Origin of the sequence: Reyranella sp. (assembly GCF_004297265.1) — a bacterium.
Lineage (GTDB): Bacteria > Pseudomonadota > Alphaproteobacteria > Reyranellales > Reyranellaceae > Reyranella.
This window is the reverse complement of the sequence record NZ_SCUT01000030.1, coordinates 21,089-38,727: the sequence shown is the minus strand read 5'-3', so window position 1 is coordinate 38,727 and position 17,639 is coordinate 21,089. Positions and strand designations below refer to the sequence as shown.

Here is a 17,639-nt window from a genome sequence, read left to right as displayed (position 1 = left end):
TTCCCCCGTTGACGGGGGAAGCAAGGCTCGATCGTCGAGGGTGACTAGTCCCCCTTGATGTCGTTGTCCTTGATGACCTTGAACCAGCGCTCCTGTTCGCTCTTCTGGTAGGCGGCGAACTCCTCGGGCGAGGTCGTCAGGATCTCCATGTTGAACTGGTCGACGAACTTCTGCGTCACGTCGGGCGCCAGGACCGCCTTCTTGATCTCCGCATGCATGCGGTCGACGATCGGGCGCGGGGTGCCGGCCGGCGCGTAGACGCCCCACCAGGAGTAGGAGGGGAAGCTCTTCACACCCTGCTCGATGAGGGTGGATGTATCGGGCAACGCCGGCGTGCGCTTCTCACCGGTGACGGCCAGCGCGCGCACCTTGTTGGCGCGAACGTGCGGGCTGAAGGAGGTCAGGCTGCCGATGGCGACGTCGGTGACGCCCGCCAGGATGTCCTGGTTGAGCGGCCCGCCGCCCTTGTAGGGAATCAGGTTGAGGTCGACGCCATTCTCTTTCTTGATCAGTGTCATCAGCACAAGCGCCTGGCTGGCGCCGAGCACACCGACATTGACCTTGCCCGGCCGCGCCTTGGCGTCGGTGATGACCTCGGCGAAGGTCTTGTAGGGCCGGTCGGGATGCGCGCAGATCGCCTGCGGCGTGCGGCCGATCAGCATGACGTTGAAGAGTTCGGAATCCTTGTAGGGCAGGCCGGTCGCAAAGGCAGGGTTCAGGATGTGGCTGTCGAAGGTCAGCATCCAGGTCTGGCCGTCGGGGGCCGCCTTGGCGGCGATCGCCGAGCCGACCGCCCCGGTGCCGCCCGGCTTGTTGTCGACGAGGATGTTCCAGCCCGTATTCTCGATCATCTTGGCCTGGATGATGCGCGCCACCGGGTCGGTCGAGCCGCCGGGCGGGAAGGGTACGATGATCTTGAGGGCCCCCTTGGGCCAGTCGGCCGCACCCTGGGCACGAGCGAGGCCGGGTGCGCCCAGCGCCGCGGCGGCAGTGCCGACGAGCAGCGTACGGCGATTGAAGGTCGTCATCTAGAATCCTCCCTGCGGATACGTCTTGTTTTGGGCGGCGCCGACGGCGACCGCCCCTTATCCACGCTTTTACTTCAGCATCTTCCGCATCGGAAAGCCCGATGTTGTGCCGAAATTGTGGCGCGCTGGACCTGTTTCCGCATAGCCGTTCGCGAGATAGAAGCTCCGCGCCGTTGCCGTGCTTGTCAGCGTGCAGATCGTATTGCCGCGTTCGGCTGCGCGCCTTTCCAGTTCGGCGAGGAGGGTCCGACTGATGCCGCGGAAACGGGCGTCGGGTGAGACATAGTTCAGGGTGATCTCACCGCGGTCGGTGACGGCGCCGACGGCGAGCACCGCTCCGTCCTCCACGGCGACCATGAGGGAATTGCCCGGCTGGGTGAGCCATCCCTTGAAGGCATCGGGATGCTTGTTGGCGAGCCAGCGGGCCAGGATTTCGGCCTTGCCCTGGTGGTCGGCGAAGCAGAGTTCGCGGATGGACCGCTGCATGACCTCGCAGCCCTGAGCCGCATCGGCCTCCGCCGCCTCGCGTATTTCAATCGTCACTGGCGGTCGGAGACACATAGGAGATTGCCGTCCGGATCCTTGTCTTTGCAACGCACCAGCCCTGCACCTTCGATGAGTTTCGACATCCTAGCACCTCGGCGGATCAGTTCCTGGCGCGCGGGGGCCCCAATTCCGGGACAGCAGGGCACGGATCGATTTTTTTGCCAAGCTGGGCGGCATTGGCTATTTACCGGTCATGTCGCTCATCAAAGGTGAAACCGGCGAGTGGGAGATCGTCCTGGGGTTGGAAGTCCATGCCCAGGTGATCTCCGACGCCAAGCTCTTCTCCGGCGCGCCGACGACGTTCGGGGCCGACCCCAACACCCAGGTGTCGCTGGTCGATGCCGCCATGCCCGGCATGCTGCCCGTGATCAACGAGCGCTGCGTGGAGCAGGCGATCCGGACCGGCCTCGGTCTCAACGCGAAGATCAACCTGCGCTCCATCTTCGACCGGAAGAATTACTTCTATCAGGACCTGCCGCAAGGCTACCAGATCTCCCAGTACAAGGATCCGATCGTGGGAGAGGGTGCGGTCGAGATCGATCTGCCGGACGGCAAGACGCGCACCATCGGCATCGAGCGGCTGCATCTGGAGCAGGATGCGGGCAAGAGCCTGCACGACCAGCATCCCAGCCAGACCTATGTCGACCTGAATCGCTCGGGGGTGGCACTGATGGAGATCGTCAGCAAGCCCGACATGCGCTCCGCCGACGAGGCAGCGGCGTATCTCACCAAGCTACGCTCGATCGTGCGCTATCTCGGCACCTGCGACGGCAACATGGACGAGGGCTCCATGCGCTGTGACGTCAACGTGTCGGTGCGCAGGCCAGGCGGCGAGCTGGGCACGCGCTGCGAGATCAAGAACGTGAACTCGATCCGCTTCGTGAAGCAGGCGATCGAGTACGAGGCGCGCCGCCAGGTCGAGGTGATCGAAGGTGGCGGCAAGATCAAGCAGGAAACCCGGAACTTCGATCCGGGGCGCGGCGAGACGCGTTCGTCGCGTTCGAAGGAAGATGCGCAGGACTATCGCTACTTCCCCGATCCCGACCTGCTGCCGCTGATCTTCACGCAGGATTATGTCGACCAGATCCGCGCGACCCTGCCGGAGCTGCCGGATGCGCGGAAGAACCGCTACATCAAGGATTTCGGCCTCTCACCCTATGATGCGGGCGTGCTGACGGCCGAGAAGGCGACGGCCGAGTTCTTCGAAGCCGTCGCCAAGGGGCGCGACGCCAAGCAGGCGGCCAACCTGGTGACTGGCGATTTCTTCGCCATGCTGAACCGGCGCGGCGCCACCTTCGAGACCTCGCCGATCAGCGCCGCCAACCTCGGCAAGCTGCTCGACCTGCAGGCCGACGGCACGATCTCAGGCCGCATCGCCAAGGATCTGTTCGCCGCCATGGAGGAGACGGGCAAGGATCCGGCCGTCCTGGTCGAGGAACGCGGCCTGAAGCAGGTGACGGATACCGGCGCCATCGAGGCCGCCATCAAGGCGGTGATCGACGCCAATCCGGGACAGGTCACCGCTTACAAGGCCAAGCCCACGCTGTTCGGCTGGTTCGTCGGCCAGGTGATGAAGTCGACCGGCGGCAAGGCCAACCCGAAGGTCGTGAACGAGCTGCTGAAGAAAGCGCTCGACGCCTGACCATGACCGTCAAGCTCTACGCCATGACCTGTGGCCGGTTGGTCGGCCGCCTCAAGGACATGATCGAGGGCGAGGACGGGCAGGTTGCGCTGCCCATTCCATCCTACCTGATCGAACATCCCAAGGGCCGGGCGGTGTTCGACACCGGCATGCACCCGCAATGCCGCACCGACGCGGCCGGCCGCATGGGCGCGCAGGTCGCGCGGATCTTCGGCTTCGAGCAGTACGGTCCCGAGGATGATATCAAGTCACGGCTGGAATCGATCGACCGCGATCCAGGCAAGGTCGACTTCATCGTGAACAGCCACCTGCATTTCGACCACGCCGGAGGCAACGAGCTGGTGCCCAATGCGACGATGGTCGTGCAGAAGCGCGAATGGGAAGCGGCGCAGGATCCGGAGACAGCCGCCAAGGTCGGCTTCTTTCGCGCCGACTTCGACCATGGCCATAAGGTGAAGCAAGTCGAGGGCGAGCACGACCTCTTCGGCGACGGCTCCGTGGTCTGCATCCCGACCTACGGCCACACGCCGGGCCATCAGTCGCTGAAGGTTCGCACCGAAGCAGGCGAGATCGTGATCACCGGCGATGCCTGCTACTTCTGCCGGACCCTGCGCGAGCGCCGCCTGCCGCGCTTCGTCTACGATCGCGACCAGATGCTGGCCTCGCTCGACCGCCTCGAAGTGCTGGAGAGAGGCGGCGCGCGCCTGTTCTTCGGGCATGATCCCGAGTTCTGGAAGGACGTGCCCCAGGCGCCGGTTCCGGCGTTCTGAAGCACGTCCAAGACCTCAACCGTCGATCGGCAGGCCCAGCGCCACGCGACCGGCCAGCTTCTGCTGCGGGCCATCCTGCAGCGGATGGAAGCGCGCGGCCTGGATGTCGCGGAACAGACGCTCCAGGCCGGTGCTGCGGAAGTAGCCCTCGCCACCGGCCGCGATCATCGCCAGCTCGACCGTCTTGATCGCGCTGCGGGCAACCAGCGCTCGATGCATAAAGATCGTGTTCGTGGTCTCCGCGCCCGGAGGCGAGGTCTCGGCAAAGGCGATCATGCTCCGGTGCGCGATGCGCGTGGCGGTCAGCTCCGTGTCCATACGACCCACGGCGTCGACGACATCTGCGGAACGCTTGCGGCTGGCCATCGTGAGGGCGATGTCTCGCGCCGCCTCGGCGATGCCGGTGTAGACCGCGTAGATCAGCGGGAACGCGACCATCGAGATCAGATGGAACGAGGGATGCCAGAGGCCGCTGGGGCGGCGCGCGGCGATCGCGGCATCCGCCACAAACACCTCGTCGAGCTTCACGCTGTGCGAGGCGGTACCACGCATGCCGAGCGTATCCCAGTTCTCGACGATGGAGATGCCGGTGCTCCTTACCGGAATGCCGAACTGCAAGGCCGTCGGGCCGTCCGCCGTTTCCTCGACCGCGCCGGTCATGAAGAGGTCGGCCGAGGGAGCGCCGCTGGCGAAGATCTTCCGGCCGTTGACCTTGTAGCCGCCATCGACCTTTTCCGCGGTACCGGAGCCCGTGAGCCAGTCCGAACCGCCGGATGAAAGGAGCTGGAGGCGCTCTGCGGCGACGCGCTTCAGCAGGCCATCGACCGGAGCTTTCTGGTTGTGCCAGCGCCAGGTTGCGGCCGCGACGGTATGGGTATGCATGGCCAGTACCAGGGCGGTGGCGCTGCAATGATGCGCAACTGTGCGAAGCATGGCCGCCAGTTCCAGACGCGAAAGGCCGCCGCCGCCGAGTTCCAGCGGGACTGCCAGCTCTAGAAACCCATGCTCCCGAAGCAGGGCAATATTGGCGCCGACATAGCGTTTCTCCGCGTCGCAAGCGCGGCCTTCCTCGGCGATCCGGGGTGCGATTTTCACAAGCTCGTTTGTCCAATTCATCGGGGCGAGCTTGTGCAAAGTCTGTACGGACATTTTTGCCTCCTTCACAATTCGACGAGGCGATGTATCTTCCTTGCGGGAAAATCACACAATGTCTGCAACGCCGCCTTCCTTTGCCGAGACGCCGGCCGCAGTGGTGCTGGCCGACATGTTGCGCGCGGTAAGGCTGACGGGCGCCATCTTCCTCAAGGCGAGCTTCACCGAGCCATTCGGCGTCCTGTCGCCGCAGCGCTACGATGCGTCGATTCCGATGGCGCATCTGCGTCACGTCAGCGTCTTTCATCTGATCGCGTCCGGCGGTTGCATGATCGAGACGGCCGGTGGCGAGCGCCGGGCACTCGAGGCCGGCGACCTTGTGCTGTTACCCTACGCTGCCGAGCACAAGCTGTGGCGCGGCGACTCGCCGAAACTCGTGCCGGCGTCAACCATCGTCACGCGCGATCCGAAGGAGGGCGTATGGACGTTCAGCCATGGCGGCGGCGGCACAGAGACACGTTTCGTCTGCGGCTTCATCGAATCGGCCGAGATGATGTTCTCGCCCATGTTCCGGTCGCTACCGGAAGTGCTGATCGAACGGGCCCACGATGACGCGATCGGCTCGGGCATCGCCTCCGTCATCTCCGATCTGCTGGCCAGGGTCGAATTGCTCGACCGCGGCGCGGAGCTTGCGCTCGGACGGATGATGGAAATGCTGTTCGTCGAGATGCTGCGTCGTCATGTCGAACGGCTGCCGGCCGGCAGCAAGGGCTTGCTGGGCGCACTGAACGATCCCGTGGTCGGGCGGGCGCTGCAGCTCCTCCACGGTGCGCCGGCGCGGGACTGGACGGCGGAAATCCTGGCGCGCGAGGCAGGATCGTCACGCACCGTGCTCGGCGAGCGCTTCAATCAGCTGCTCGGCAAGCCGCCGATCGAGTATCTCACGGGGTGGCGCATTCAGCTCGCGGCCGATCGGCTGCGCAACAGCCAGGACGGCATCGCCCGAATCGCCAGCGACATCGGCTACGAGTCCGAGGCGGCCTTCAATCGTGCGTTCAAGCGCGAGACCGGGATGACGCCGGGCCGCTGGCGGAGAGGCGGCGGCGACAGCCCCCGGCACATGCCGTTGCAGTTCAAATCGCCGCTGATTCCCCCGAGCGCCTGAATACCCGCGTCAGTTTTGCGGGATGAACTCGATCATCAGGCCGCCGGTTTGCTCCGGCGCGACCAGGACCCGATCACCCTCGGCCAGGGCGAAGGGCACGTTGTTGGCGCTGAGCAGGCCCTGAAGCGGACGCGCGCGCTCGATGGCGATGGCGGCGCCGATGACCGCCGGCAGCTCGCTCGGTGGCATCATCTCGAGCGCCTTGTATTCGAGCTGGAAGGCGAGCGGGGACCAGATCAGCAGCTCGACCGAACCCGCCTTCACGACGGTACAGCCGTCGAAGATCTCCTCGACCGTGGCGCCCCAGGCGGCCTTCAGCGCCTTGGCTGTCTCCTTTGGCGTCTCGGCGATGGCATGAACGGCCATCATGCCCAGCGCGCCATTGGGATGTACGATCCATTCCGGCTCCATGAAGGCGTCCGGCGTCTCGTGCTTCACCGGGAACCAGGGCAGGGGGCCTGCGCTCTCGCCCACCACGACGCCGGCATCGACCTCGAAGCCGTCCTCGGTTTCCCAGGCATGCGTGCGCTCCTCTCCCTCGAGCTCCGCCACGTTCAGTGCGAGTGAAACCTGCGCCGGATCGTCCTGCAGCAGCTCGATATAGTTCGGGATGTCGTCGCGATCCGGTTGGAAGCAGATGCAACGCGGCTCGACGCCTTCGGGCGTGAGATTGAAGCCCAGCCGGCCCAGCCGGTTGGCGATATCCGCCGGATCGGAAGCGGTCACGGAAAGATGGTCGATGTCGCGTGCTGAAATTTTCATGCCCGCTCATATAGGCTTACCCCCACCTCGCTCAAGTGCGATGCTGCGGGGCCTGAATCACTGGAGGAATGGATTTATGTCCAAGATGACGCTTTACGGCATTTGGCTGAGCGGCCCGACCTACAAGGTGGGACTTGCCCTCTCGCTGATGGGGCAGCCCTTCGCCTACAAGCATGTTGACCTGCGGGCTGGGGCGCACAAGCAGCCGGACTACCTCGCCATCAACCGCTTCGGGCAGGTGCCGGCACTGGTCGACGGCGACCTCAAGCTCTGCCAGTCGGGCTCGATCCTGCTCTATCTCGCCGACAAGTTCGGCAAGATGGGCGGCAAGACGCCGGAGGAGAAGGCGCGCGTGCGCGAGTGGCTGTTCTGGGAGTTCGACCGACTGGCGTCCAACATCTATCGCCCGCGCGCGATCAAGCGCGGCTTCATGAAGGCCGACGACAACGTCCATCAGATGTACGTGAACCAGGCGACCGATGCGCTCAAGGTGCTCGAGACGGCGTTGGCCAAGTCGGACTTCCTGGTCGGTAGCGAGGTGACCATCGCCGATGTCGCGGTCTATGGCGACGTGGCCTACGCCGAAGAGGGTGCGATCGATCTCACCCCCTATCCCAGCGTGAAGGCGTGGATGGCCCGGGTCGAAGAGCTTCCTGGCTTCAAGAAGTACGAGGACGTCCTGCCCAAGCAGGACGCCGCCTAGGGCAGAACGGCTTCGTGCATCTCCGCCCAGCTTGCCTCGACCGCGGCGCGGTCGAGGTCCCGGGTGATGAACACCAGCCGGGACCGGTGGTCTTCGTCGGGCCAGGCGGTGAGCAGAGTGGGGGGATGAAAGGTGCGGTGAACGCCGTGGATCACCAGGGGCCGGCTTTCTCCGACGACGTCTAGCACACCCTTCACGCGCAGTAGCCTGTCCCCCCAGGCGGCGCGCACGGCCATCAGCCAGCGATTGAAGAGGTCCCAGTCGAGCGGCGCCTCGAAGGTGAGGCAGAACGAGGCGATGTGTGCATTGTGCCGTGAGCGGTCGTGATGATCGCGGTGCACGTGGTCGTGAGCTTCGGGATTGAGCCATGCCTGCACCTTGTCGCTCTTGCCCGACGGATCGAAAGGGCCCGAGTCGAACAGCAGGGCCGGGTCGATGTCTCCCTGGACGATCTCGTAGAGCGATGCGCCTGGGTTCAGCTCGCCCAGGCGCGCGCGTAATCCGGCGCTGGCGGCGATTTCGGCGAGGTCGGTCTTGCTGATCAGCAGCCGGTCGGCGACGGCCGCCTGCTTCAGCGCCTCGGGATGCTCGTCGAGCTGGCGTGTGCCGTTCACGGCATCGACGGTCGTCACGACGCCGTCGAGCCGGAAATCGTGGCTGATCATCGGGTGATTGAGCAGGAGCTGCAGGATCGGCGCGGGATCGGCAAGGCCCGTCGTCTCCAGAAGCACCCGGTCGAAGGGTGGAATCTCGTCCTTTGCGCGGCGACGCGCGATGTCGCGCAGGGTGTTGTCCAGGTCGCCCTGGATGGTGCAGCAGACGCAACCCGACTGCAGCAGCACCATGTCGCTCCCGACCTGCTCCATGAACAGATGGTCGAGGCCGACTTCACCGAATTCGTTCACCAGCACCAGGCTACGGGCCATGCGCGGGTCGCCGAGTACACGGTTGAGCAGGGTGGTCTTGCCGCTGCCGAGGAAGCCGGTGATCAGCGTCACCGGCAGGCGCTCGGCTGACTTGTCGGGATCGAACAGGCTCATCGCGTGACACCTTCACATACGCATATGTAACAAAGTAACGATGCCGCTTCCGCTTGACGATGCAACCTGCGGGTATGACGCTTCGCAGATCAACAATAAAAGGAGGAGCGTCCATGGACTCGAGATATCTTCAGGACAAGGAACACCTCAAGCAGCCGCAGCCGGGAATAGACGAGGACCGCCGCTCGTTCCTGACGGCGGGGCTGATAGGCGGCGCCGTCGTCGCCGGCACGGTGGTGGCTGGCGTCGCGCATGCACAGCAGGTCGCGCAAGCGCCCGCGCTGACCGACAAGGCCTGGTGGCCGCATCCGAAGTGGGGCAAGGACGACCAGGCTGGCGCCTCGAACTACATGACGCCGGCCAAGGTCCTCGACACGGTGAAGCTGATCAAGGACGGCAAGGTCTATCGTATCGGCCGCATCTATGAATCCTCCATGCCGAAGTTCGGCGAACGCGCCTTCACCTTGCGCATTCCCGGCAGCCCGACCGGCGGCCCGTTCGGCACCAACAGGCTGATCTACAACGACGAGTTCCTGACGACGGAGATCGGTCAGACTGGAACCCAGTTCGACGGCTTGGCCCATATCGGCATCCAGATGGGCAAGGACGGCGACAAGAACGAAATGCGCTACTACAACGGGGTCACCGATCAGGAAATGAACACCGCCTACGGTATGAAGAAGCTCGGCATCGAGAACGTGAAGCCCTTCTTCACGCGAGGCCATCTGTTCGACGTCGAGGCCGTCAAGGGCGCCATGATGGAGGCCGGCCAGGAGATCACCGTTGCCGACCTCAAGGCCGCGCTGCAGAAGCAGAACATGCAGGAAGCCGACATCAAGGAAGGCGATGCCGTGTTCTTCAATACCGGCTGGGGCAAGCTCTGGATGAAGAACAACGACAAGTTCAACGGCGGCGAACCGGGCATCGGGCTGGAGGCCGCCAAATGGTTCATCGACAAGGGCATCGCGCTCACCGGCGCCGACACCTGGGGAACCGAGGTCGTCCCCAATCCCAACAAGGACCTGGCCTTTCCGGTGCATGCCGAGCTGATCGCGAAGAACGGCATCTTCAATCACGAGAACCTGGACTTCACGGGACTCATCGCCGACCGCAAATACCAGTTCGCCTACATCTTCTCGCCTGCACCCATCAGGGGCGCGACGGGATCGAATGGCGGCCCCATCGCGGTGACCTGATCGGGGAGAGGGCGGCGCATGTCAGGTCGAATAGTCGCCGGCGGCGAACTTCGACCTGGCGTGCGCGCGGCTCAGCTTGCCGGATGAGGTACGGGGCAGCCCGGGTTGCCGCTTGATCAGGACGACCCGGCCGTCGACACCCACGGCTTCCTTGACCGCCTGCCGTATGTCACCGACCAGCGTCTCACGCTCTGCCGGCTCGCTGGGATAGGCCTGGACGATGACCACGACGCTCTCGGCGTCGCCGTTGTCGATCGAGAAGGCGCAGGCGTCACCGCGTCCGACCTGCGGCAGCGCTTCGACGGCCCATTCGATGTCCTGCGGCCAGATGTTGCGGCCGTTCACGATGATCAGGTCCTTTGCGCGGCCCGTGATCACCAGCTCGCCCTTGTGCCAGTAGCCGAGATCGCCGGTGTCCAGCCAGCCGTCGCGCAGCACGCCCGCGCTTTCGTCGTTCTTCTGGAAATAGCCCGGCATGACGCTGGGCCCTCGGACGAACAGCCGCCCGATATGGCGTTCGCCCAGCGGCGTGCCGTCCTCGGCACGGATCTCGACGGTGTGTCCGGCCATCACCCTGCCGCAGATCACGAACTCGCGGGTTCGGCCGGACTGCGGATCGGTGAAGCTGTCGGTCCTGGCCCCGCCGAACGGCGCGCTGAAGCTCAGTCCGACGCATACCTCCGCCATGCCGTAGCTCGGCATGAAGGCGCGCTCGTCGAAGCCTGCGGCCTGGAAGGCGTCGGCAAAGCGCCGCAGCACGGGAAGCTGAATCATGTCGGCGCCGACACCGGCCAGCCGCACGCACGACAGGTCGAGCTCGCCCACCGGTCCGGTCTGCGCCCGGCGGGTGAGCAGGTCGTAGCCGAAACTCGGACTGTAGGTGATGGTCGCCCGGCGGCGCGAGATCAGGGAGAGCCACTGCATCGGCCGCCGCGCGAAGTCGCGCGGCGCCAGCAGGTCGACACTGCGCTGCGCGCACATCGGCGCCAGGACGAACCCGATCAGGCCCATGTCGTGGTAGAGCGGCAGCCAGCTCACGCCGGAGTCATATTCGTCCAAGCCCTGCGCCGTGATCGATCCGTCGATGTTCGCCATGAGCTGGTCCTGGCGTATGTCGACACCGAGCGGCGCGCGGGTACTGCCCGAGGAGAACTGCACGTAGCAGGGCAAGCCCGCGCCGAGCGGCCGCAGATCGACCTTGGCCTCGGGGAAGGCGTCGAACACGGCCATGCCGCCGGCATGGCGAGCAGTGGTGTCCTCGGCGGCGCTCCGCGCAAAGTCGATCAGCTCGTCCGGCGCAAGAATGCCCAGCGCCTGCGAAGAGAGGATCTGCCGGCGGAGCTGGAAGATGTAGTGCGCCTTGGCGCCCAGGCCGACCGGGACGGGCACGGGCACGGGCACCACGCCGGCATACTGGCAGCCGAAGAAGGCGACGCAGAAGCCCGGCCAGGTATCCGCTACGATGACCAGCCGCTCGCCGGCTCCGAAGCCGGCGGAGATCAGGCGACGGGCGAAGGACTGCGCCTCGAAGCGGAGCCGCCGGTACGAGAGGCTGCTCAGCAGTTGGCCGCGCGCATCGAAGAAGTTGAGGCCAGTCTCGCCGCGGGCGGCATAGTCCAGCGCCTCGGCCAGGCTCGCGAAGCTGCCGCGGCGGAAGGGCAGCGAGACATTGAGGGTCGGGGTCGGTTCGGCCACCCAGCGGTCGGAAGTCGAAAGCAGGGTGGACGCATAACGGTGCAGATGGCCGGAATGCCTTTCGGCAGGTCGGGCATCGGAAACGGGCGCAGGCAGGATTCCACGGATCGACGTCATCGGACGATCTCCCAAACGGTTCGCACAAAGCGCGTCACCGCTCGGTTGACCGTCCCGTTGGATCATCCCGTCCATCGGAAGAGCGACGCTATCGCCGGCAGGTCTTCTGGCTCGCGGGTCGTAGCTCCTGCCCGTCTTCCCAGACCGAAGTCCAGTGACATATGGGCTCTCGCTCGCCGCTTACAGCTGCGGGTACAGCTGCCGATTGGCTCCCAAAAGGGAGCGGCACGGCATTCCCTGTTAGCCTCCGGTTAGGGAGGACCGTCGATATGCATTCGTTAAGCTTGCGCTTGCCGCCGGTCAATTGCTTTGATGATCCAAACTTCGGGAGGAGACTGCAAAATGTCGATGATTCGGACGGCCCTTGCGGCCGCACTTGGCGTCGCGCTGGCCTGGCCCGCCGCCGCACAGGGAATTCCCAAGGTACAATCCCCGGAGGAAGTGGGATTTCTGTCGACCCGGCTGAAGCGTCTCAGCGACCGCCTCAATGAAGGGGTAAAGAACAACGAGCTGCCTGGTGCGGTCGTCCTGATCGCGCGCAACGGCAAGATCGTGATGTTCGAATCCTACGGCTTCCGCGACAAGGAAGCCAAGGTCGCGATGACCAACGACACAATCTTCCGCATCGCCTCGATGACCAAGCCGATCGTCACCCTGGCCGCGATGATGCTGATGGAGGAGGGCAAGCTCACCCTGGCTGATCGGGTGTCGATGTACATACCGGCCTTCGCCGATACCAAGGTCGCGGTGCCGAAAAAGAAGGACGACGGCACGGTCGAGATGGTGCTCGAGCCGCAGTACCGTCCGATGACGGTGCACGACCTGATGCGCCATACGTCGGGCCTGACCTACGGCGCTGCCGGCGCCAATCCGGTCAAGCAGTCGTATCTGGACATGAAGGTCGCGGATCGCAGCCAGACCAATGCCGAGATGGCCGACAAGTTGGCCAAGTTGGCGCTGCTCTACCAGCCGGGCACGACGTGGGAATATTCGATGTCGACGGACGTGCTCGGCCGCGTCGTCGAGGTCGCCTCCGGCATGCCGCTCGATAAGTTCATCGAGGAGCGCATCACCAAGCCGCTCAAGATGGGCGATACGGCGTTCGAAGCCAGCGCCGACAAGAAGGCGCGTGGCGCCAAGCCGATGAAGGAGGGGCCGAAGAACGAAGTGCCGGCGATCCCGGACGTCACCGAGAAGTTCACCTGGCGCTCGGGCGGCGGCGGCATGGTCTCCACGGCGGCCGACTATGCGCGCTTCCTGCAGATGTTTGCCAACGGCGGCCAGCTCGACGGCGTGCGCCTGATTTCGCGCAAGACCATCGACCTGATGACGGCCGACGCGCTGCCGCCGGACATCAAGATGGGCGCCGACATGTTCCGCTTCGAGGCACTGGAGCCCAGCGCCAACATGGGGCAGGGCTTTGGCCTCGGCTTCGCGGTTCGCAACGTGCAGGGCGTCAACCCGCTGCCCGGATCGCCCAACGACTATTTCTGGGGCGGCGCCTACGGGACCTACTTCTGGCACGATCCGCGCGAGCGCCTGTATGTCGTTTTCATGATGCAGTCGCCACAGGCACGGCTGCGTTACCGCTTCCTGATGCGCGACCTCGTCTACCAGGCGATGGTGAACTAGCCGCCCTTGACGCTCCGCCGACGGACAACCACGTTGGCGGAGCGCCAACGTGAACGGGCGGGAGGCTTGTCATGCAACAGCAGGAACGCGATCTGATCTCGGGTCTGTTCGACCGGCTGAAGCCGTTCGAATCCCAGCCGCGCGATGGTGAGGTCGAACAGTTCATCTGGGACCGAGCGTCGAAGCAGCCCGCTTCAGCCTATCTGCTTGTGCAGACCGTGTTGGTGCAGGAGCAGGCGCTCAAGGCCGCGCAGGACCGCATCGCCGAACTCGAGGCGAAGGTCGCTGCCGCGGCGCAACCGGAGGCCGGTTTCCTGGCCAGTGCGCCGAAGATCGGCCCGTGGGGCGCGCCACGTGCATCGGCGCCTCAGACATCCACCGCTCCCGCGCCTGCGGCGTCGATGGTTCCGTCCGCGCGCTCGCCCTTACAGGCCGCCGTCTCGCCGCAGCAACAGCCGGCCGCGGGCGGGAGCTTCCTGCGCACGGCCATGATGACGGCTGCGGGCGTGGCCGGCGGCGCGCTGCTGTTCGAAGGCATCCGCAATCTGATGGGCAGCAATCCCGGGCCGTTCGGCGGCCAGCAGCAGCAGGCGTTCGGCGGAACCCCGGACGCGACGCCGCCCGAATTGTTGCCGCCCGATTCGTCGGTGCAGCAGCAAGCCTATGCCGATGGTCAGCAGGGACAGGACGACTACGAAGCCGCCTCGCTTGATGACGGTGGCGGTGCAGGGGACGACGATAGCTGGGCCTGAACGGCCTTCTAACTTCAGTAATATTGGGGGATGAAGAGATGATCGAGCTTCATACGTGGGGCACGCCGAACGGCCGGAAGATTTCCATCATGCTCGAAGAGTGCGAACTGCCCTACAGCGTGCACAAGATCGACATCTCCAAGGGCGAACAGCACAAGCCCGAGTTCCTGCGCATCAGCCCGAACAACCGGATTCCTGCCATCGTCGACCCCGACGGTCCGGGCGGCAAGCCGTACAGTCTGTTCGAGTCAGGCGCGATCCTGATCTATCTGGCCGATAAGACGAAGAAGTTCCTGCCGGCCGATGGCGCCAAGCGCTACGATTCGCTCCAGTGGCTGATGTGGCAGATGGGCGGCTTCGGCCCGATGCTCGGGCAGGCCCATCACTTCCTGCGGGCCGCGCCGACCAAGATCGAGTACGGCATCAAGCGTTACGTCGACGAGGCCAAGCGGCTCTACGGCGTGCTCGACAAGCAGCTCTCCGGCAACGCCTTCGTGGCGGGCGAGGAGTACACGATCGCCGATATGTCGATCTTCCCGTGGGCGGCGCGTCACGAATGGCACACTGTGAATCTGGCCGAGTTCCCAAACGTGAAGCGCTGGTACGACATCGTGAACGCCCGCCCCGCCGTTACCAAGGGCATGGCCGTTCCGTACCTGAACTAGATGGTCGGCAGATCCTGTCGTGGAGCGCTCGGGGCAGTCTTGCTCTGCGCGACTATCGTCGCGTGCGCGCAGCCGGGGACGTCGCCGGTTTGTGGCGCTCCTCTCAAGCCTGCCGTTGAGGTGAACCTCTACTTCGGCCGCAACAAGCCGGCAGGCGGGCAGGTGACCGATGCGGAATGGGCTTCGTTCCTGGAAGACACCATCACACCGCAATTTCCGGCTGGCCTCACGGTGATCGATGCGCGCGGCCAGCATCGCGATCCGGCGGGTGTCATCGGAGCCGAGCGCACGAAGCTCGTGGTGGTCGTCGTCTTCGACGCGCCGGCCCATCGGCCGAAGGTCGTCTCGATCGTGGATACCTATACGAGACGCTTCGGTCAGCACGAGGTGTTCCGGGTCGAGCAGCCGGTCTGCGCAGGCTGACGGATTCGCTGAGGCGCGCTAGAGTTCGCGCACAATCCCTTTTCAGGAGGATCAGCCCATGAGCAAGGACGTCAAAGATCGCAAGAAGGCCGCGCTCGCCACCCCGACCGACCTCGGCGAGAACGCCACCAAAGATCTGAGTGGCGGGCTAAACATCCTGCTGGCAGACGTGGCTGCGCTCTACTGGAAGACCAAGAACTTCCACTGGCACATGTCGGGCCCGAATTTCCGCGATTACCATCTTCTGCTCGACGAGCAGGCGACCGAGATCGACGCAATGACGGACGTGATCGCCGAGCGCGTGCGCAAGCTCGGTGGCACGACGCTGCGTTCGATCGGCCATATCTCCCGGCTGCAGCGCATCCTCGACAACGATGCCGAGTATGTGACGCCGCTCGACATGCTTGCGGAGCTGCGCGACGATAACAAGCAGCTCTGCGTCCACATGCGCACGCTCCACGAACTCTGCGACGAGCACGGCGACATCGCGACGGCCAGCCTCATCGAGAACTGGATCGACGAGACCGAGAAGCGCGTCTGGTTCCTGTTCGAGACGACGCGCCGCACCGAAGGGTGAGGCGAGGCGCTGAGCGGGCTGCCTATTGGCGCTCCGCCCAGCCGATCATCTTGCCGATGAACGCGTCGCAGGCATCCATCTGCGACCGGGCTACGAACTCGTTGGGCTGGTGGGCCTGCGAGATGTCGCCAGGTCCGCAGATCACGGTCGGGATGCCGTGGCTGCGGAAGATGCCGGCCTCGGTGCCGTACGGCACGGCGTAGGTGCGGTTGCCGCCGGTCCATTGCAAGGCAAGCTTGGCGGCTTCCTCGTTCTCCTGCGGCATGAGGCCGGGCACGAAGGAGCGGCGCTTCATCTTGATGTCGGCGTCGGGATGCTTGGCTTTCATCTTCGGCAGCAGCAGCTCGGCGACATAGGCTTCGGCGCGCCGCTGCACCTCCCACGGATCGTCGCCGGGCAGGGTGCGGTAGCCCCAGTTCAGCGTGCATTCGCGGGCGAGGATGTTGCCCGCAGTGCCGCCGGTCACGATGCCGACGTTGATCGTGGTGTGGCCGGGAACGGTATCGATGTCGGTGCGCTTGCGGCCGGCCAGTTCGACCTGCAGCTCGTTCAGCCAGTGAATGAAGTCGCCGGCGAAATGGATGGCGCTGACGCCGAGATGCGTCATCGAGGAGTGCGCCTCGACGCCGGTGAAGGTGGCGATGATGCCGCCGCCGGCATTCTGCGCGTTGACGACGCCCATCATGGTGGGTTCGCCCACGATCACGGCCTGCGGGCGCGGCACATTGCCGACCAGTTTCTCCGCCAGCGCATGCGCGCCCAGGCAGCCGATCTCCTCGTCGTAGCTGAAGGCGAAGTGCATCGGCACCTTGAGCTTCGCCTTCTTGAGTGCGGGCACATGGGCGAGGCAGGCAGCGATGAAGCCCTTCATGTCGCAGGTGCCGCGGCCGTAGAGGTTGCCGTCGGCCTTCTCGGTCAGCGTCCACGGATCTGTTTCCCAAGGCTGACCGTCGACCGGCACGACGTCGGTATGACCCGACAGGACGATGCCGCCCTCGGTCTCGGGGCCGATCGAGGCGAAAAGGTTGGCCTTGGTGCCTTCCTCATTGGGGACCAGCGTGCTCCGGATGCCGTGTTCGTCCAGATAGGCCCGGATGTGCTTGATCAGGTCGAGGTTGGAATTGCGCGAGGTGGTGTCGAACGCCACCAGGCGCTGGAGCATGTCGATGGAGCTGGAGGTCATGGCGACACCGTCGCACGCTTCAGGTCGCTGCGCCAAGAGCCTGTAAAACCTCGCGAAATTGCGGGCTCGTTTGACACTTCCGGGGCCGGCCGCTAGAACCGCCCGGCATCCGTCGTGGGTTATGGTCGCCGGGGTCTTAACGGGTCTGCGGAGGGGTGGCCGAGTGGCCGAAGGCGGCGGTTTGCTAAACCGTTATACGGGGATAACCCGTATCGTGGGTTCGAATCCCATCCCCTCCGCCACTATCTCGTCACGCCGCGACGCCGTCTTCCTCCGTACCAGACGGGGGGGGCGAGCGTCGTTGATCGCCGGCCTCGCTCCGACGGGAAGGATCCTCAAGGGTGCCGCAGCTAGTTCAGGCTCGGCGACTTGCCCTCGCAGGCATCGGCGATGGCGGCGGACAGGGATGTCACCCAGTCGGCACTGGGCGCATTGACATAGTGGCCAAGGTGGTCACTTCCCCAGCAAATTGGCACGCCTGCAGCCAGCGAGATACTGCTGCACCAGTCGCCAATCTCACTACTCAGCACCTTTGGAACGTAGATCTTGAGCATCGTCGATCTCCTAGTCACAAGGATCGATGGACGGCCGCTCAAGAAATCAATGCAATTTGCGCGCCACTATGGGGTGCAACCGGGAGTCGAATGCTGC

General features: G+C 64.8%; 18 protein-coding genes, 1 tRNA gene and 1 riboswitch. Of the genes, 11 read left to right on the top strand and 8 right to left on the bottom strand.

The annotated features are described in order from the left end of the window. Positions 1-44: 44 nt before the first annotated feature. Both EPO41_RS14055 and EPO41_RS14050 read right to left on the bottom strand, forming a co-directional pair. Positions 45-1,028 (bottom strand): tripartite tricarboxylate transporter substrate-binding protein, encoded by a 984-nt coding sequence (locus EPO41_RS14055; protein ID WP_296326052.1) that lies wholly within the window; start codon positions 1,026-1,028, stop codon positions 45-47. 69 nt (positions 1,029-1,097) lie between these two features. After that, positions 1,098-1,571 (bottom strand): GNAT family N-acetyltransferase, encoded by a 474-nt coding sequence (locus EPO41_RS14050; RefSeq protein WP_363246969.1) that lies wholly within the window; start codon positions 1,569-1,571, stop codon positions 1,098-1,100. A gap of 196 nt (positions 1,572-1,767) precedes the next feature. Between EPO41_RS14050 and gatB the strand changes: the two genes are divergently transcribed. Together gatB and EPO41_RS14040 are read left to right on the top strand one after the other, a co-directional pair. Beyond that, positions 1,768-3,216 (top strand): Asp-tRNA(Asn)/Glu-tRNA(Gln) amidotransferase subunit GatB, encoded by a 1,449-nt coding sequence (gatB, locus tag EPO41_RS14045; protein ID WP_296326050.1) that lies wholly within the window; start codon positions 1,768-1,770, stop codon positions 3,214-3,216. 2 nt (positions 3,217-3,218) lie between these two features. After that, positions 3,219-3,986, top strand: a complete 768-nt coding sequence (locus tag EPO41_RS14040; RefSeq protein WP_296326048.1) for an N-acyl homoserine lactonase family protein — start codon at positions 3,219-3,221, stop codon at positions 3,984-3,986. A 15-nt stretch (positions 3,987-4,001) separates the two neighbouring features. On the opposite strand, the gene EPO41_RS14035 is transcribed toward EPO41_RS14040, so the two are convergent. Beyond that, positions 4,002-5,120, bottom strand: a complete 1,119-nt coding sequence (locus EPO41_RS14035; protein WP_296326046.1) for an acyl-CoA dehydrogenase family protein — start codon at positions 5,118-5,120, stop codon at positions 4,002-4,004. A gap of 73 nt (positions 5,121-5,193) precedes the next feature. Between EPO41_RS14035 and EPO41_RS14030 the strand changes: the two genes are divergently transcribed. Then, positions 5,194-6,243 (top strand): AraC family transcriptional regulator, encoded by a 1,050-nt coding sequence (locus tag EPO41_RS14030; RefSeq protein WP_296326044.1) that lies wholly within the window; start codon positions 5,194-5,196, stop codon positions 6,241-6,243. A gap of 9 nt (positions 6,244-6,252) precedes the next feature. Here the strand turns inward: EPO41_RS14030 and EPO41_RS14025 are convergent, their stop codons facing one another. After that, complete coding sequence (locus EPO41_RS14025; RefSeq protein ID WP_296326042.1) at positions 6,253-7,005, bottom strand: VOC family protein; 753 nt, start codon at positions 7,003-7,005, stop codon at positions 6,253-6,255. A 76-nt stretch (positions 7,006-7,081) separates the two neighbouring features. Between EPO41_RS14025 and EPO41_RS14020 the strand changes: the two genes are divergently transcribed. Next, positions 7,082-7,708: a glutathione S-transferase family protein gene (locus EPO41_RS14020; RefSeq protein WP_296326040.1), complete on the top strand. Its 627-nt coding sequence runs from the start codon at positions 7,082-7,084 to the stop codon at positions 7,706-7,708. Here EPO41_RS14020 and EPO41_RS14015 read toward each other — a convergent pair. Then, positions 7,705-8,748, bottom strand: a complete 1,044-nt coding sequence (locus tag EPO41_RS14015; RefSeq protein ID WP_296326038.1) for a GTP-binding protein — start codon at positions 8,746-8,748, stop codon at positions 7,705-7,707. The two genes, EPO41_RS14020 and EPO41_RS14015, sit on opposite strands and share 4 nt — an antisense overlap. Positions 8,749-8,861: 113 nt before the next feature. Between EPO41_RS14015 and EPO41_RS14010 the strand changes: the two genes are divergently transcribed. Then, positions 8,862-9,944 (top strand): cyclase family protein, encoded by a 1,083-nt coding sequence (locus EPO41_RS14010; RefSeq protein WP_296326036.1) that lies wholly within the window; start codon positions 8,862-8,864, stop codon positions 9,942-9,944. A gap of 21 nt (positions 9,945-9,965) precedes the next feature. Here the strand turns inward: EPO41_RS14010 and EPO41_RS14005 are convergent, their stop codons facing one another. Then, entirely contained in the window at positions 9,966-11,756 is a 1,791-nt protein-coding gene (locus tag EPO41_RS14005) for a fatty acyl-AMP ligase (RefSeq protein ID WP_296326034.1), read from the bottom strand. A 78-nt stretch (positions 11,757-11,834) separates the two neighbouring features. Next, positions 11,835-12,037, bottom strand: a riboswitch (cobalamin riboswitch). A 61-nt stretch (positions 12,038-12,098) separates the two neighbouring features. Between EPO41_RS14005 and EPO41_RS14000 the strand changes: the two genes are divergently transcribed. The 5 genes from EPO41_RS14000 (at position 12,099) to EPO41_RS13980 (ending at position 15,805) form a co-directional block, all read left to right on the top strand. Next, positions 12,099-13,388: a serine hydrolase domain-containing protein gene (locus EPO41_RS14000; RefSeq protein ID WP_296326032.1), complete on the top strand. Its 1,290-nt coding sequence runs from the start codon at positions 12,099-12,101 to the stop codon at positions 13,386-13,388. A 71-nt stretch (positions 13,389-13,459) separates the two neighbouring features. Beyond that, the gene (locus EPO41_RS13995; RefSeq protein ID WP_296326029.1) at positions 13,460-14,140 is read left to right on the top strand and encodes a DUF2076 domain-containing protein; all 681 of its coding nucleotides are present in this window, start codon (positions 13,460-13,462) and stop codon (positions 14,138-14,140) included. A 38-nt stretch (positions 14,141-14,178) separates the two neighbouring features. Next, the gene (locus EPO41_RS13990; RefSeq protein WP_296326027.1) at positions 14,179-14,805 is read left to right on the top strand and encodes a glutathione binding-like protein; all 627 of its coding nucleotides are present in this window, start codon (positions 14,179-14,181) and stop codon (positions 14,803-14,805) included. Positions 14,806-14,925: 120 nt separating this feature from the next. Beyond that, positions 14,926-15,228 (top strand): DUF3574 domain-containing protein, encoded by a 303-nt coding sequence (locus EPO41_RS13985; protein ID WP_296326025.1) that lies wholly within the window; start codon positions 14,926-14,928, stop codon positions 15,226-15,228. Positions 15,229-15,286: 58 nt separating this feature from the next. Next, positions 15,287-15,805: a DNA starvation/stationary phase protection protein gene (locus EPO41_RS13980; protein WP_296326024.1), complete on the top strand. Its 519-nt coding sequence runs from the start codon at positions 15,287-15,289 to the stop codon at positions 15,803-15,805. Between the two features lie 22 nt (positions 15,806-15,827). Here EPO41_RS13980 and argE read toward each other — a convergent pair whose 3' ends face one another. Then, a complete protein-coding gene (gene argE / locus EPO41_RS13975) occupies positions 15,828-16,988 on the bottom strand; it encodes an acetylornithine deacetylase (protein WP_296326022.1) in 1,161 nt (386 codons plus the stop codon). A gap of 149 nt (positions 16,989-17,137) precedes the next feature. On the opposite strand from argE, the gene EPO41_RS13970 reads away from it, so the two are divergent. Further along, positions 17,138-17,230, top strand: a tRNA-Ser gene (locus EPO41_RS13970). A gap of 108 nt (positions 17,231-17,338) precedes the next feature. Here the strand turns inward: EPO41_RS13970 and EPO41_RS13965 are convergent. Further along, positions 17,339-17,542, bottom strand: coding sequence for a hypothetical protein (locus EPO41_RS13965; protein WP_296326020.1), 204 nt, complete (start codon positions 17,540-17,542; stop codon positions 17,339-17,341). Positions 17,543-17,639: the final 97 nt, after the last annotated feature.

Bases quoted from the DNA above. Each gene is read 5' to 3' on its own strand.
- EPO41_RS14000 (WP_296326032.1), top strand. From the start codon at position 12,099: ATGTCGATGATTCGGACGGCCCTTGCGGCCGCACTTGGCGTCGCGCTG.
- gatB (WP_296326050.1), top strand. From the start codon at position 1,768: ATGTCGCTCATCAAAGGTGAAACCGGCGAGTGGGAGATCGTCCTGGGG.
- EPO41_RS14030 (WP_296326044.1), top strand. From the start codon at position 5,194: ATGTCTGCAACGCCGCCTTCCTTTGCCGAGACGCCGGCCGCAGTGGTG.
- EPO41_RS13980 (WP_296326024.1), top strand. From the start codon at position 15,287: ATGAGCAAGGACGTCAAAGATCGCAAGAAGGCCGCGCTCGCCACCCCG.
- EPO41_RS13990 (WP_296326027.1), top strand. From the start codon at position 14,179: ATGATCGAGCTTCATACGTGGGGCACGCCGAACGGCCGGAAGATTTCC.
- argE (WP_296326022.1), bottom strand. From the start codon at position 16,988: ATGACCTCCAGCTCCATCGACATGCTCCAGCGCCTGGTGGCGTTCGAC.
- EPO41_RS14005 (WP_296326034.1), bottom strand. From the start codon at position 11,756: ATGACGTCGATCCGTGGAATCCTGCCTGCGCCCGTTTCCGATGCCCGA.
- EPO41_RS14020 (WP_296326040.1), top strand. From the start codon at position 7,082: ATGTCCAAGATGACGCTTTACGGCATTTGGCTGAGCGGCCCGACCTAC.
- EPO41_RS14015 (WP_296326038.1), bottom strand. From the start codon at position 8,748: ATGAGCCTGTTCGATCCCGACAAGTCAGCCGAGCGCCTGCCGGTGACG.
- EPO41_RS13965 (WP_296326020.1), bottom strand. From the start codon at position 17,542: ATGCTCAAGATCTACGTTCCAAAGGTGCTGAGTAGTGAGATTGGCGAC.
- EPO41_RS13995 (WP_296326029.1), top strand. From the start codon at position 13,460: ATGCAACAGCAGGAACGCGATCTGATCTCGGGTCTGTTCGACCGGCTG.
- EPO41_RS14040 (WP_296326048.1), top strand. From the start codon at position 3,219: ATGACCGTCAAGCTCTACGCCATGACCTGTGGCCGGTTGGTCGGCCGC.
- EPO41_RS14010 (WP_296326036.1), top strand. From the start codon at position 8,862: ATGGACTCGAGATATCTTCAGGACAAGGAACACCTCAAGCAGCCGCAG.
- EPO41_RS14055 (WP_296326052.1), bottom strand. From the start codon at position 1,028: ATGACGACCTTCAATCGCCGTACGCTGCTCGTCGGCACTGCCGCCGCG.
- EPO41_RS14025 (WP_296326042.1), bottom strand. From the start codon at position 7,005: ATGAAAATTTCAGCACGCGACATCGACCATCTTTCCGTGACCGCTTCC.